Origin of the sequence: Halalkalibacter oceani (assembly GCF_040544555.1) — a bacterium.
Lineage (GTDB): Bacteria > Bacillota > Bacilli > Bacillales > Bacillaceae_D > Halalkalibacter > Halalkalibacter oceani.
In genome coordinates this window covers 41845-55617 of sequence record NZ_JBEPKD010000027.1, presented here as the reverse complement: position 1 = coordinate 55617, position 13773 = coordinate 41845, and the positions used below count along the sequence as shown (strand labels likewise).

The following is a 13773-nucleotide window of genomic DNA, read 5'->3' as shown; positions in this document are numbered from 1 at the left end:
GCAGAACGGAACGGCCGCCCTAGAGTGCGAAGCCGCCACGATCTTTTAAAATCCCGTTGTGAGCGGGTTTCTCACAACGGGATTGTGGCGAGCGAAGCCATGGTCTCAGGCTTGGTCTTTGCCTTTGGGCATACCCCCGAAGCGGCAAGTGGAGTCATGTCTCCATCAGGTCAACCAGTGGGATTCGGGGGAATCGTAAGGAGAAAGGTCGTTCCTTTTCCTTTTTGACTGCTCACTTCAATCGTTCCTCCGAGTTTGTTCATCGTGTTGTACACAATGAGCATGCCGAGGCCCGTCCCTTTTTCTTTTGTGGAATAATACGGCTTCCCCAGCCGTTTTAATTGATCCTTACTCATCCCAACCCCGGTATCCTCGATTTGCACGGCGATATTTTTCTTTTGTTCAAAAATCGAAATCGTTAACGTGCCGCCGGATTCCGTCATCGCTTCAACCCCGTTTTTACATAAATTCAGGAGACATTGTTCCATCTGATTACGGTCATAGGTCGTCTCAAGCGTATTGGTGAAATTCAATTTTACTTCGACTTGATGAAAGGAAGCATATGGCAGGATATGTTCCTTTACTTGCTCCGCTTCCTCTTTCAACGTGGAATGCACCATGTTCTCTGATTGAGGCAAAGACAATGTGAGAAAATCACTGACGATCTTTTCGGCTCGTTTCACTTCATCGAGCGAAAACGTTAAATACCGTTTTTCTTCCCCTGAAAAAGAAGGCGACTGCTGCAGCAGTTGCAGAAATCCTTTGGCCACTGTCAAAGGATTTCTAATCTCATGAGCGACACTGGCTGAAAGCTGGTTGATCGTGTTTAAGCGTTCTGTGTCGAATAGCTTTTCGCGTATTTTTACATTTTTTAATAACTGTTCGATCAGCAGCATGATAAACATCACGCCTCCAACCTGGGTCAGTAAAAAAGATAAGCACAGCAGCAAAAATTCCGGAGTCAATTCATAATAGAACAGTCCGAGAATCGTTAAATACAAAATCAATGTGAACAGCGACAATCCGCTCGCATAGATCACCCGATTGCGGGGGGTGAGTTTGATAAATTTGTGATGAGACAATAAAATGACCGCTAATATAAAGGTCGAGAAGATGAGAGAAAGATAGGTGCCGTCTCCCGCAATAATAAACCGGTAGAAATTTAACAGGACATAAAGAGGCAGAATCACCCGGTAGCCGCCAAACAATCCGGCGATAATAAAAGGGATGTAGCGCAAATCATAAATAAAGCCGATCGGCAAATGTATCGGGAACGTCATACATAGAATCATCGAAGAAGCGGAAAGCAATACGAGAATGGCTCTATTAAAAAAAGTTGTTTTATTTTCGAAAAAGACATAGAACATAAACACAGGCATTAATAAAAATAAGAGATTTAACAGTAACGTTTCAGTCAAGGTCGTCTATCCTTTCATCTATTCCATTAAACACCGTCAGCATGGTGTAAATCTAGTGTCGCATTTAAACGGAAAGGGCGTCAACAGAACTTTTTCCTGTAAAACCATATGGAAATAATTATCCATAATGCAAATAATAACATAATACTATCATTTTTTGGCGTTTTTTTCTTAATTACTTCCAATTTCGTGGTACCATCTATGTAGCAGGACAAAATTCAACAAATTACAGAGAGGAGAAAGTGCTATGATGACAGTTGCCTCAATAGTAGCGGCTCATTTAAAGAAATGGGGCGTGACTCATGCGTTTGGTATTCCTGGTAAACCGATTGTTCCGTTGTTGATCGAAATGGAAGAACAAGGACTCTCGTTCGTGCTGACACGTCATGAAGCGGAAGCTGGATTTTGCGCTGGTGGCTATGCTTTAAAGAAGAACACGTTAGGGGTAGCGGTTGGAACCTCCGGGCCTGGTGGAACGAATATGCTGACTGCGGCCGGACAAGCGAAGGCTTTTAACAGCCCGACTCTTTTTATTACGGGTCACCCTTCCGTAAATGGAAGTGGAAAGGCGCTAGGTCAGGATTCGAGCTTCTTTGGTACGGATCTGGTGAAAATGTTTGAACCGGTTACGTTATTTAGTGCTTCTGTGGAGCGAAGCGAGCAATTCCCTCTCTATTTTAGACATGCGATCGAAAAAGCTTTCACTGGAAAACGAGGTCCTGTCCATTTATCACTTCCGTTTGAAGTGCTGCTTGAAGAAATATCCCCATTTGAGCTGGAGCTCCCGGCTGACAGTCCGCATATGCAATCCTCTAACCTGGAAGCCATCCTGCCGATTCTCGGCAAAGCGAAAAAGCCTGTGCTGTGCATTGGGAAAGGGGTCCATGCCTCCCGGGCCTATGAAGAAATCTGGTCATTCGCTGAAAGATGGCAGCTTCCGGTGATGACAACGCCGGGCGGAAAAGGAGCGTTTGTCACGACTCATCCGCTCTCGCTCGGAAGCTTTGGCCTTGGCGGCAATGAAAGAGCTCATGCTTATCTTGAAGGGGGCATCGATCTGATGATTGTCGTCGGGACGAAGCTGAGCGATATGTCATTGGCAGGCTTTAAGCCGCATATGTATCCGGAGCAAATCATTCAGTTTGATTACGATCCAACCTTTATCGGAAAGTCATTGCCTGTACCAACATTGGCAATCGTAGGAGATATTAAGACGAATATCCGGGCTTTAATGGAACTTGATTCAGCCAGTCAACAGGTCGCCCGGGAGTATGAGCTTCCAGCCTCTGTTGCGGCAACGATCGAAGGCGGGGCGGTGCCGGAGAACGCCGTCTATCTTTCGGCGGCAGAAGCGCTTCAGGCACTAAGAAGTCAATTGCCTCAAGACGCAATTTTATTTAGCGATGATGGGAGTCATTCCTTTTACGCGATTAAGCATTTTGATATTTTGGAGCCGGGAACCTTTCACTTCGACGATGTCTTTGGCGCTATGGGCAATGCGATCGGCTACGCCGTTGGCGCCCAGCTCGCTTTGCCTGAGCGGAGAGTCGTATGTGTAACGGGTGACGGTTGCATGTTCATGCACGGCACGGCGGTGTCAACCGCTGTCAACGAACAGGCTCCGGTCCTCTTTTTCGTCCTAAATAATCAGCGGCTGGATATGGTGGAAAAAGGGATGAAGCATTGGCTCGGCAAGTCGGTAGGAGCGATCTACGAGCACGGGCTGAATGTGACGGGATTCGCCGAATCAATGGGCGCGTCGGCGATATGCTGCCGGACGGCGGCGGAGGTCGAGTCGGCCGTCAAGCAGGCTCTTTCCAACAAGGAAACAACCGTGATTGAGGTGATCGTCGATCCTGATGAGGTGCCGCCAATTTTGAACCGGGTCGAATAGCAAGGGAAGGTGTCTTGAAGGGGAAACGAACTACCCCGGGACACCTTCTTTTTTATAAAAGATAAGAAAGAAGAAAAACCGCGCAGCGGCTTTTCTTACGCAAGAAACAGGCGCGAGCCAACCTGGGCAAAAATCAGCTCAGCTAAAGGCGAAGTAGATGACGAGAAGGACAGGCGGACAGGTGGACGGTCAGCGAGCGAGCGAAACTGACTTAAATAGTTGTAGTTCGGTCGGGTAATGTGCCGGTCCAAATAGGCGGATTGTTGGGAGAGCCTTCTCCGTTTTGTGTTTAAAATGTCGATCATTCCCTGCTGTGTCTTAAGGCCGATTCCATGGCCGAAAAAGAGATTGCGATCAATGACAATCGCATTTTCTCCTTGCCACTCGGGACTGGCCGGGTCATAATCCGGGTTGCGGAAATACACACAGTCGCCGGGAATAAAATCGTCTCCTTCGTGAGTGCGCAAATCGAGATCTTCGTCATATTGCCAGGAAAACAAATAAAGGTTGGCGAAAAGCAGATTAAATAGTGATTTATCAATCGATCCTAACGTCGCTTTATAAAAAATAATGACAATCGCGACGGCGCATTCAAAGGCGTACTGATGACCTTGAAGAAAAATATCGTCAATCCCGATTTGCGGCAGGACATTCGGCTTCAGTCGGAAGCCTCCTTGGCGCGTCAGTTGCCAATATTGCTCATTGCATCTGGCTGTTTCAAACGTGGCGAAGCTGGCGTTACTTTCCTGAAGGAGAAGAGCAGCCTGCACGGTAGCTACCCTCATATGCAATTCGAACGCAAGCTGGTCGTAGGAATCATAGCGATAAACGCTGCTTGAAGCCCCTAAACGTTCTAAAATGTTAAGCTGCTGATTATCGACACCTGCCAATTGCACTTGATTTATGTCAACGGCTTGCCCATTCATGACAATCACTGCTCTAATCTCTCCTTTCTTTTCTCATTCTTATAGATATGAATCAACTGCCAAACCTGAACCGATTTCTCCATTTGTATGCTGGTCCAATCATCCAGACAGGTCGGACTAAGCCGGCATAGTATGTAAGAGAGCTGTCGCAAAAGGACGTGAGAGCGGACTTTACTCAGATAGGTGGGGACAAGGCCATGTTTCGGTCACCTTTTTCGAAAAATGCAAAAATAGTGCGGGTATTCGTCAGAGAGTGGCTTTATCCAATCAGGAAGATGGGGTATAATGGTTCAGAAGGAACGTCCAAACCACCGAAAAAGTCAAGGGGTAAAAATGGATTGATCTTTTATTGTCACAAATTCGGGGAGAGTTGCGACAAAAAAATGCTGACTTGTCACAGGCGAGGGAGAGGAGTAAAGATGTTTGAGAAATTATTGTCAAGCTTCGGCGTTGGTTCGGCAAAAGTGAATACAGTGCTGTTGGAAGAGCGGATTGAACGCGGAAAAGAAATGAAAGGGGAAGTCCATATATTTGGAGGGAAAACAGACCAGAAAATCTCCAAAATATATATTCATATCGATTCAGAATTTCATAAGGATGAAGATGATACAACGGAATTCCGGGACATCACCGAACCGATTTTGGAAATAGAAATTACCGATGAACTGACAGTAAAGGCCAATGAAGAAAAAGTCGTTCCATTTACTGTCTACTTGCCGTACTATTTGCCGGTCACATTCGGGGATCAAAAGGTGACGATTCAAACCGAGGTTGATATCAGCCTGCTTAACCATCCGATCGATCATCATGATGTGACGGTCACCGATCAAACGATTGAAAACGTGCTTTCCTATATTGAAGGACTCGGCTTTAGCCATACGGCGAAAAGCGGGTTGTGCCGCCATCGGCGAACGGCGGAAACGAACCCGACCCATTGCCTGCAAACCTTCCAACTGGTCAATCAGGATGGGGTCAAAGTTCATTTTGTCGGAAATGAAGAGGATCTTCATATTTATGTATATGATAAAGGGCTCGTTCACCACTGCCCTGTTTACCGCAACAAAGAGCTCGGTGAACAAGTGGAAAAGCTTCGTGAATTACTTGAAAAGTAAACAGCCATTATTTTTACGATGATACAGAAACAAAAGGCACGAGAGGAGGAGGCTTGATTAATTTTATGCTTGCTATTTTATATGAAGGCCTGTTTTGGCCGTTTTTCACAGTCATTGCCGTGTCCTCTATTGTAAAAGGGTATTACTGTGAATACACGGGATCTGACCAGCAGAAAAAGAACAAGTATATTCTTGGGACGACGTTGCTCAATATGGTGACGTATCTCTTTGCTTTTGTCGTTGTCGGCTGGCAGGCACCTCTTTTTTTATTTATTACTGCCATGATTGGAATCGCGGTCACTTCAGCTATTACGAAGAGGCGGGCCGCTACGTAAATTTGGAAGCGGATACAGCATGGGGCGTAGATGTGCTACTCTAAATAAAGCCCGGAGAGGCATAACATTCTCCTCGCCGGGCGTGCGTAGCGAAAAAAGCCATCGCTACTAATTCTGTATCTTCGCTGACAAAACCTCTAACAGCTCTGCGTATTGATTCAAATTCCTTCCTTCAACGCTTCGCTATAATCCGTGCGGAACTCCTCGACTTCTTCCGTTAACTGACCGCCATTCGCTTCAATGATGGTGAGGTATTGATCTAATAGCGTAATCGTTTCGCTGTCTTCACCGTTTTCAACAGCGGACAAGAAGGCGGCGTGAGCCTCACTGTCGATCGTATTCGCGTCGTAGTCAAAGAGCGGAGTGTTATTTAAACCGAATAGCAAAAACGTAACGTATTTCGCATATAAATCGGCTGCCTCTCCCGCAAAGACCGACTGGGGAAAGTCCTTTAGGAATTTTTCCTGGGTAACAGCCCGTTCTACAATCGTCTCCCAGCCGATGACGAGCGCTGCGTCCTTTGCCGGTACTTGATCGGACTCGGCCATCATCAGCTCGATATAGGCTTGAGCGTCTGCGGCGGTATCCTCCATAAACGGACGGTAAAAGTGGTAATCAATAATCGGAAAATACATTCCTTCCGCCATTTCCAGCTTGTAGCCATTCTCGTTCATTTCGGTAAGAAGCCCCGCTAGCTCCGTGTCTTCAACCTCTTCTATCTGCTCATCCGTTGGTGGCGTAAAGCCAAATTGCTCCTGAATTTTCACTTGAATCTCACTGTCGTGAAATTTCTCTTCTAAGTGAGGCAGGTACTTCTGCTGATACTGCTCGAATTTGTAAACGATCTCGGAAGCAGTCTCCACAGGAATTTCAGAAAGATGCTGCTGCAAGTAGGCTGCGACCTCAGACGGGGGAGCCTCCGCAAGAAGCATGTCGTCAAACGTTTGGCCAATGTCAGATTCCACTGTCTCGTTCGTGGTGGAATCCGCCTCATTGCCGTTTGGAAGCTGCTCTTCCTCCGTTGCGCTGTTTGCCGTCCCACTGTCTGACGCACAGCCGGCCAACGCGAAAGTAGAAGTTAATATAGCGGCTGCGACGATTTTTTTGTAAGTCATGGTACCCCTCCCGTAGCATTTATCGTCTTCTCTTATACAACGCTGCAAATGTGGAGAATGTTTCAACTTCTTTTTAGCAGCGGAAGCGATGAGCTTATAATCGATAAGAAATGACAAGAAATGAAAAAGGAGATTAAGCAGGAAAAAGAGAACTATCACATATAAGCTGAAGAGGAGAGTGAAAGATGATGGAGGAAATTGTAACGGCAAGCTGGTTGAATGACCGCTTACAGGAAGAGGCAGATCAATTTGTTCTGATTGATGCACGATATGATTTGGCAGACAGTGAGGCAGGAAAGCGTGTCTACGAAAAAGGACATCTGCCCGGCGCTGTTTTTCTTAATCTCGGCAAAGAGCTGGCGGCTCCTGCTAAGGAGCATGGCGGACGTCATCCGATGCCTGAGCGTGAACAGCTGGAAAAAGTATTTGGCGGGGCGGGAATTTCCGCTGATAAAAAGGTTGTCATTTACGATGATCAGGGTGGGATGATGGCTTCGAGAGTATGGTGGATGCTTAAGCATCTTGGCCATCGGGATGCGGCAATCCTTGATGGCGGCTTTACCGCGTGGAAGGAAGCGGGCTATGAGGTGACAACAGACATTTCTGAGCCGGCAGCGCGCCCGTTTCAAGCTGAGCAAAATTCGGAAGATTGGCCAATCGTCGATGTCGACTATGTGAAAGCCGCGCTTGAGAATGAGGATGTTTTGCTAATTGATTCGCGCGAGCCGAAAAGATACCGGGGCGAGGAAGAGCCGATTGATCCGGTTGCCGGCCATATCCCGGGTGCTTTGAACTATTTCTGGAAAGAGGTATTAGCTGATGACGGGACGTGGAAAAAAGAGGATGAGCTGAAGGCACATTTTGCCGGATTGCCGTCAGAAAAAGAAATTGTTGTCTACTGCGGATCGGGCATTTCCGCTTGTCCCAATGTGCTCGCCCTGAAAAAAGCCGGTTTTAGGAATGTAAAGCTTTATGCGGGAAGCTGGAGCGACTGGATTTCCTATCAAGACAATCCGGTTGCAAAAGGAGAATCGTGAGCGGAGGAGAGTGTGCTGTGCTTCAGTTTACATGTAAGCTGAAAAGTCGCTAGAATCAATCTTTCAACAATACCGCTATTCTTTTTGAAAGGAGCAAGTAGCGGTATAAGGTACACGTTCTGTCATTTATCCGGATATTCATCCAGGTGGAACAGGCTGCCAGCCCTTCAACGATGCGTTCAAAAAGAATTTTTTTCTTCTTTTTAAACGCATCTTTTTTTGTGCTGGAAAGGAATAATTTAGTATGTATAAGAACAAACTACGGTCACAGAACTTGTGCGAAGGAGGATGAGAAGCGTGCGGCTGTTTTCGAAAAAAAAGCGAACAAATACGTTAAAAACAGCCCACGGGCCTGCTGAGCGCGCGGAACAGCTTCCTCAGGCATTGACGGGCAATCTGGAAGCGGATGTAGCTCAGGTCAGGGAGACGTTTCGTCATGACAGTGATGTTGTGTTCCGGAAAATAATGATGACCGCTTCCACTTCAATTCCGGTGATGCTGATGTATATCGAGGGGCTGACCAATACTGAGCTTATTGAAGAGTCGATGATAACTCCGCTGCTTGAACAGAAGAAAGACAGGGAGCCACAGTCTCCGCTGGGTGAGGTCAAGGGGAGGCTGGCAAGCAGTAACGTCACGGCTGTTCGAGATTTTGAAAGCTGTTACCGCTCTTTGCTGGCCGGAAATACGCTTCTGTTAATAGACGGTGTCGCTGAAGGGCTCGCGCTTCATTCAAAGTCTTACCAGGAGCGGGGGATTACGGAATCACAGACGGAGGTGCTTGTTCGTGGTCCACGCGATGCGTTTACGGAGGTTTTGCGGACGAACACGGCATTAATCCGCCAGCGGCTGCGCACGACCGATCTGCGGATCGTTTCCATGGAAATCGGAACGAGAACGAATACCGATATCGCAGTAGTCTATATTGACCATCTCGCTGAGAAGCAAATTGTAAAAGAAGTATTTGAAAGACTAAAAAAGATTGAAGTTGACTCTATTTTAGAAAGCGGGTATGTCGAAGAACTGATTCAGGACGAGACATTTACACCGTTTCCAACCGTTTCAAGTACTGAACGGCCTGATGCCGTTGCCGGGAAGCTTCTGGAAGGCAGAGTGGCGATTCTGATCAACGGGACGCCATTTGCTTTAGTTGTTCCTTCGTTGTTTACGGAGTTTTATCAAGTACCGGAGGATTATTATCAGCGTTCTGATTATATTACGCTACTACGTATTTTGCGATTGCTGACGTTACTGATTTCTTTGCTCGGCCCTTCCTTGTACATTGCCATTACGACATACCATCACGAGATGCTGCCGCCGACATTGCTTATTAGCTTGTATGCGCAACGTGAAGGTGTTCCTTTCCCGGCTTTTGTGGAAGCGTTGATTATGGAAGTGGCGTTTGAAATTATTCGGGAAGCCGGATTGCGAATGCCGCGGGCGATAGGACAGGCCGTGTCGATCGTCGGCACACTGGTCGTTGGATTAGCCGCTGTAGAAGCAGGGCTCGTTTCAGCAGCGATGGTAATTATCGTCGCAATTACGGCGATTTCCAGTTTTGTCATTCCTGCTTTTAATATGGGAGTCGCATTTCGGATTTTGCGTTTTCCGATGATGGGTTTGGCGGCGAGCTTCGGCTTGTTCGGCGTAACGATTGGCTGTATCGTCCTGTCGTTACATTTGTGCAGCCTGCGCTCATTCGGAGTTCCGTATATGTCGCCGATGGCGCCGTTTAACATAAACGATCAGAAAGATAATTTATTGCGTGTTCCGATGTGGGATATGATCAGGCGGCCGAAGCTGTTAAACCATGCCGACAAAATTAGAGAAAGTGACCCAGAGACATGAAGAAAAAACGGATGATGATTCTTCTTCTGATTTTACTCGTCATGCTGTCTGGTTGCTGGAATCGCCGCGAGCTAAATGAACTTGCGATCTCGCATGCAATGGGAATTGAAAAAACGGAAGCCGGGGAATTCCGGGTGACCGTCCAAGTCATTAATCCTTCCGCGATTGCGATGCAGGAGCCGGGTACCGGAACGTATACCCCGGTTGTCGTTTATTCAGAGACGGGTATGACGATGTTTGAAGCGTTGCGCAGATTAACGATGACGGTCCCGCGTAAAATATATGAATCCTACACCCAGGTTGTTGTGATCGATGAGGAGCTGGCTAAGGAAGGCATTATTGAAGCGCTTGATTTCCTGGTTCGAGATCATGAATTTCGGACGGATTTTTATTTTTTAATAGCGAGAAATGCCAGACCGAGTGATGTGCTGGAAGTGCTGACCGTTATTGATAAGCTGCCGGCCAATGAGATGCACCAGTCATTAAGGGCGTCGCAAAGCTCATGGGGAGCATCGAAAACAATTGAAATTGATCAACTGCTAACCGAGCTCGCCGGCAAAGGAATCGAGGCAGCGATCACGGGAGTCATCATTGAAGGAGATCCGGATGTCGGCGGGGAACTTGAAGCTCTGGAGGAAAGTGAGCTTCCTGCATTGCTTTCGTTTAAGCAAATGGCGGTTTTTTCCCGGGACAGGCTGATTGGCTGGTTAAATGAGCGGGAAAGCATCGGGTTAAATTATGCCCAGAATAATATAACGAGCACAATCGTGAACGTCGCCTGTCCGACCGCGGAAGACTCCTTTATCGGCGTTGAATTGCTTCGTACGAAAGCGAAGCTTCGTACCGAAATGAATAATGGCAATCCAAGCGGAACGGTGACGATCAAGGCGGAAGCACAACTTGGCAACGTTCAATGCAGTATCGATACAGCTACAGGACATAGCCTGGCTGAAATCGAAAAGCGAACATCAGAGCAAATTGCAACGGAGGTCGAACAATCAATCGCCAAAGCACAGGAGCTGAAGGCTGATGTTTTTGGATTTGGTAAGGAATTGTATCAGCAGCGGCCAAAGGAATGGAAAAGCGTCGAAAGCGATTGGAATGAGCGTTTTGCGACGATGGATGTTGAGGTAGATGTTGAAGTGACGCTGATCGGAACCGGAAACACGAATCAATCGGTGAAAAAACTTATGGAGGAAGAATAATGCTGTGGCCGCTCGCAATGGTAATCACGCTGGCGATTATGATGGTTGGTGCTTCTATCCCTTATATGGTGAAAAACAAGTTCACGAAAAAAGAATGGGTTCTGTTTGGCCTGCTGGCCGTTGGCGGGATAAGCCTTAATCTAATCCTTAGTCTACAGGGGAAGCTGCCTGATCCGTTAAAAGGACTTGAATGGCTAGTACACTTGTTCAATTGAGAAAGGAAATGATCATGAAGCAGACAGAAAAGATAGATGGCTATCAATTTACCGTTCTCGTCGCTCTGTTTATTATGGGCAGCACGATTTTGGTGCTGCCATCCGCTCTTGCCGAATATGCAAAGCAGGATGCCTGGCTTGCCGGGGTGATCGCGATTAGCTGTAGCCTGCTGCTTGTGTACCTCTATCTTAAGCTGCATGAACTGTATCCTCAGCTTATGTTTGTCGACATGATAAAAAGCATACTCGGGACGTGGCTCGGAACCTTCCTTGCTATCGTGTACTTTCTGTTTTCGATCTTATTAACGAGCATGGTGCTGCGCGATACGAGTGATTTCCTCCAAACGCAAATGATGCCTGAGACACCGATGTACGCGCTGCAAATTTTACTTCTCGCCGCTGTTATTGTCGCCCTGCTGTACGGCATTGAAACGATGGCCAGGGGGGCGGAGATCTTCTTTCCGATCGTCGTGCTTGTCGTGATCGCCCCTGTTCTGTTAACGGCTAATAATATCGACTTTTCCCATTTAAAGCCGTTTCTCGGCAATGGCCCACGTCAAGTTGTCGACGGTTCTCTGCTAATGCTGTCGATTCCCTTTTTGGAGCTTGTTTTATTTCTTCCGCTCTTGCCCGTCGTCAATAAAACGAAGAAAAAAAGAACCTATTTCATTGCTGGTGTTTTGGTCGGCGGTTTGATTATTTTTACGATTGCGATGGTGACGTTGTTAACGATCGGCGCCAATTTGTCTGCCGCGCTCAACTTTCCAAGTTTTTTTGCCGCCAAGAAAATCAGACTGGGGGACTTTTTACAAAGAATCGAAGCGGTGATCGCCGTCCAATGGATTATTACGTCATTCGTCAAAATTGCGATCTTGATGTATATTTCCCTCTTTCTGTTTAAGCAGCTTGCCAATTTGCAACGCTATCATATTTTTGTCGTGCCGATGTCGTTTATTGTCCTGGCGCTGTCTCATGCGATTCCGGTTAATACCGGCTCCATTCGGGAATTTGCGGGGGAAACCTGGATTCCCGTTTCTCTGTTTCTCGGCTTGTTTGTTCCGCTCTTGCTCTATATCGTCGGCTTGATCCGAAAGAAAGCAAGGGCTTGATCAAGAACGCCCCTTCTCTCAGGCATGTTATAATAAGAAAGAGTGCATGGATAAGCAGCGGGAAGGGTTGATGGTTATGCCGATAGAATTTCTTTTTATTTTTCTGATCTTTTTGGTTGGCAGCTTTATTCAGGGGGTAAGCGGTTTTGGCTTTGGCTTGTTTGCGATGGGCTTTTTGCCGCTAATGTTTACATTGAAGGACAGCACATTGCTTGTCCTCTCCTTAACGTTATTTATTTCGCTTACGATTGTTTTTCGTATTTATCGTTATATTGAATTGAAAGGATTCCTTGTTATTTTATGTGCTGCTTTATCGGGAAGAGTGGTCTCTTTCTTCTTCTTAACCTCTTATGGAGAGATGGACATTCTCAAGAAGGTGCTTGGCTTCTTTTTAATTGGCATGGTTATTTATCTTTTAACGAAAAAAAAGGGAGAGCCGTCGAAGCTTTTGCTGAAGCCGATCTTTCCGATCACCTTTGGCTTTATCGGCGGATTGATCGGCGGGATTTTCGCGGTGGGCGGTCCTTTTTTTGTGTTCTATTTTTTAATGATTTACAAGGAGAAGCATCGTTATAACGCCAATCTTCAAACGACATTTGCCGTTACAAGCTTGTTTAGCATGTTTTTGCATGGCTTGCATGGTGACTTTGATTCTTCGTTCCTCCTTTATTTTGCCGTCGGACTTGTCAGTGTGTTTGTCGGAGCCAATGTCGGGATGAAGCTGTTTGAAAAGCTGCCGCAGGAGAAGATCAAACTGTTTGCCATGTGCATTGTGTTTCTGGCGGCTGTGAACTTACTTGTATTTACATAAGCGGTTTTCTAAAAGGAGACAGGAGGCCGCCGTTTCAAATGACCGGACAATGGAGCAAATGTGGTATAGTAATGGTAGGATCTAACAAATGAGCGAATGGAGGAAGAGAATGAAAGTCGAAATATGGTCTGATTTTGTCTGTCCTTTTTGTTACATTGGCAAACGGCGATTTGAACAGGCATTAAAGCTGTTTCCGGAAAGAGAGCAGGTTGAGGTTCATTTCCGCAGCTTTCAGCTTGATCCTGATGTTCCGCCGGGATCAAAGCAAACGGTGTATGAAGGTCTTGCCTTGAAATACGGCACGACGATTCAGCAAGCGCGGGACATGTGCGAGCGTGTAGCGGGTCAGGCGAAGGAAGCCGGCTTAACGTTCCATTTTGATACCGCCGTTTCCGCCAATACGTTTCATGCCCATCGTTTACATCACTTTGCTGCTAAAATGGGGAAGGAAAAAGAGCTGGCCGAGCGCCTGTTACAGGCTCATTTTTCCGACTCAATCAATATCGGCGACAAGGCGAGACTGCTTGAACTGGCAGAAGAAGTCGGACTTGAAAAAGCGGCTGCTGAGCAAGTGCTTGCGGGCGATGACTACGGAGCCGAGGTCAAGAGCGATATCGAACAGGCGGCAAAGTATGGAATAAGAGGAGTTCCGTTCTTTTTGTTTAATGAAAAATATGCGGTCTCCGGCGCTCAACCGAGTGAAGCGTTTTTGCAGGCATTGCATAAGGCGGCGGAAGAACGGTAAACA

13 protein-coding genes are annotated in these 13773 nt (G+C 46.8%); 10 read left to right on the top strand and 3 right to left on the bottom strand.

Going from position 1 to position 13773, the window contains the following annotated elements; translation table 11 throughout:
* Positions 1–170: 170 nt before the first annotated feature.
* A complete protein-coding gene (locus ABMB67_RS20055) occupies positions 171–1418 on the bottom strand; it encodes an ATP-binding protein (RefSeq protein WP_354573134.1) in 1248 nt (415 codons plus the stop codon).
* A gap of 247 nt (positions 1419–1665) precedes the next feature.
* On the opposite strand from ABMB67_RS20055, the gene ABMB67_RS20050 reads away from it, so the two are divergent.
* Positions 1666–3312, top strand: a complete 1647-nt coding sequence (locus tag ABMB67_RS20050; protein WP_354573133.1) for a thiamine pyrophosphate-binding protein — start codon at positions 1666–1668, stop codon at positions 3310–3312.
* A 95-nt stretch (positions 3313–3407) separates the two neighbouring features.
* Here the strand turns inward: ABMB67_RS20050 and ABMB67_RS20045 are convergent, their stop codons facing one another.
* Complete coding sequence (locus ABMB67_RS20045; protein WP_354573136.1) at positions 3408–4238, bottom strand: protein-glutamine gamma-glutamyltransferase; 831 nt, start codon at positions 4236–4238, stop codon at positions 3408–3410.
* A gap of 419 nt (positions 4239–4657) precedes the next feature.
* On the opposite strand from ABMB67_RS20045, the gene ABMB67_RS20040 reads away from it, so the two are divergent.
* Together ABMB67_RS20040 and ABMB67_RS20035 are read left to right on the top strand one after the other, a co-directional pair.
* Positions 4658–5350 (top strand): sporulation protein, encoded by a 693-nt coding sequence (locus ABMB67_RS20040; protein WP_354573132.1) that lies wholly within the window; start codon positions 4658–4660, stop codon positions 5348–5350.
* A gap of 53 nt (positions 5351–5403) precedes the next feature.
* Positions 5404–5685, top strand: a complete 282-nt coding sequence (locus ABMB67_RS20035) for a hypothetical protein (protein ID WP_251223481.1) — start codon at positions 5404–5406, stop codon at positions 5683–5685.
* 158 nt (positions 5686–5843) lie between these two features.
* Here the strand turns inward: ABMB67_RS20035 and ABMB67_RS20030 are convergent, their stop codons facing one another.
* The gene (locus ABMB67_RS20030; protein WP_251223480.1) at positions 5844–6800 is read right to left on the bottom strand and encodes a hypothetical protein; all 957 of its coding nucleotides are present in this window, start codon (positions 6798–6800) and stop codon (positions 5844–5846) included.
* Between the two features lie 185 nt (positions 6801–6985).
* Between ABMB67_RS20030 and ABMB67_RS20025 the strand changes: the two genes are divergently transcribed.
* The 7 genes from ABMB67_RS20025 (at position 6986) to ABMB67_RS19995 (ending at position 13770) form a co-directional block, all read left to right on the top strand.
* Positions 6986–7837: a sulfurtransferase gene (locus ABMB67_RS20025; protein WP_349775617.1), complete on the top strand. Its 852-nt coding sequence runs from the start codon at positions 6986–6988 to the stop codon at positions 7835–7837.
* 288 nt (positions 7838–8125) lie between these two features.
* The gene (locus tag ABMB67_RS20020) at positions 8126–9685 is read left to right on the top strand and encodes a spore germination protein (RefSeq protein ID WP_390188862.1); all 1560 of its coding nucleotides are present in this window, start codon (positions 8126–8128) and stop codon (positions 9683–9685) included.
* A complete protein-coding gene (locus tag ABMB67_RS20015) occupies positions 9682–10890 on the top strand; it encodes a Ger(x)C family spore germination protein (RefSeq protein ID WP_354573131.1) in 1209 nt (402 codons plus the stop codon). Before ABMB67_RS20020 ends, ABMB67_RS20015 begins: the two co-directional genes overlap by 4 nt.
* A complete protein-coding gene (locus ABMB67_RS20010; protein ID WP_251223472.1) occupies positions 10890–11105 on the top strand; it encodes a hypothetical protein in 216 nt (71 codons plus the stop codon). The genes ABMB67_RS20015 and ABMB67_RS20010 overlap by 1 nt, the downstream gene beginning before the upstream one ends.
* Before the next feature lie 14 nt (positions 11106–11119).
* The gene (locus tag ABMB67_RS20005; RefSeq protein WP_251223471.1) at positions 11120–12214 is read left to right on the top strand and encodes a GerAB/ArcD/ProY family transporter; all 1095 of its coding nucleotides are present in this window, start codon (positions 11120–11122) and stop codon (positions 12212–12214) included.
* A 46-nt stretch (positions 12215–12260) separates the two neighbouring features.
* Complete coding sequence (locus ABMB67_RS20000) at positions 12261–13025, top strand: sulfite exporter TauE/SafE family protein (RefSeq protein WP_251223470.1); 765 nt, start codon at positions 12261–12263, stop codon at positions 13023–13025.
* Between the two features lie 109 nt (positions 13026–13134).
* The gene (locus ABMB67_RS19995; RefSeq protein WP_251223469.1) at positions 13135–13770 is read left to right on the top strand and encodes a DsbA family oxidoreductase; all 636 of its coding nucleotides are present in this window, start codon (positions 13135–13137) and stop codon (positions 13768–13770) included.
* Positions 13771–13773 lie beyond the last annotated feature (3 nt).

Excerpts from the sequence above, each read along its gene's own strand:
- ABMB67_RS20050 (WP_354573133.1), top strand. The coding sequence starts at position 1,666 with ATGATGACAGTTGCCTCAATAGTAGCGGCTCATTTAAAGAAATGGGGC.
- ABMB67_RS20045 (WP_354573136.1), bottom strand. The coding sequence starts at position 4,238 with ATGAATGGGCAAGCCGTTGACATAAATCAAGTGCAATTGGCAGGTGTC.
- ABMB67_RS20040 (WP_354573132.1), top strand. The coding sequence starts at position 4,658 with ATGTTTGAGAAATTATTGTCAAGCTTCGGCGTTGGTTCGGCAAAAGTG.
- ABMB67_RS20030 (WP_251223480.1), bottom strand. The coding sequence starts at position 6,800 with ATGACTTACAAAAAAATCGTCGCAGCCGCTATATTAACTTCTACTTTC.
- ABMB67_RS20025 (WP_349775617.1), top strand. The coding sequence starts at position 6,986 with ATGATGGAGGAAATTGTAACGGCAAGCTGGTTGAATGACCGCTTACAG.
- ABMB67_RS20020 (WP_390188862.1), top strand. The coding sequence starts at position 8,126 with ATGAGAAGCGTGCGGCTGTTTTCGAAAAAAAAGCGAACAAATACGTTA.
- ABMB67_RS20015 (WP_354573131.1), top strand. The coding sequence starts at position 9,682 with ATGAAGAAAAAACGGATGATGATTCTTCTTCTGATTTTACTCGTCATG.
- ABMB67_RS20010 (WP_251223472.1), top strand. The coding sequence starts at position 10,890 with ATGCTGTGGCCGCTCGCAATGGTAATCACGCTGGCGATTATGATGGTT.
- ABMB67_RS20005 (WP_251223471.1), top strand. The coding sequence starts at position 11,120 with ATGAAGCAGACAGAAAAGATAGATGGCTATCAATTTACCGTTCTCGTC.
- ABMB67_RS20000 (WP_251223470.1), top strand. The coding sequence starts at position 12,261 with ATGGATAAGCAGCGGGAAGGGTTGATGGTTATGCCGATAGAATTTCTT.
- ABMB67_RS19995 (WP_251223469.1), top strand. The coding sequence starts at position 13,135 with ATGAAAGTCGAAATATGGTCTGATTTTGTCTGTCCTTTTTGTTACATT.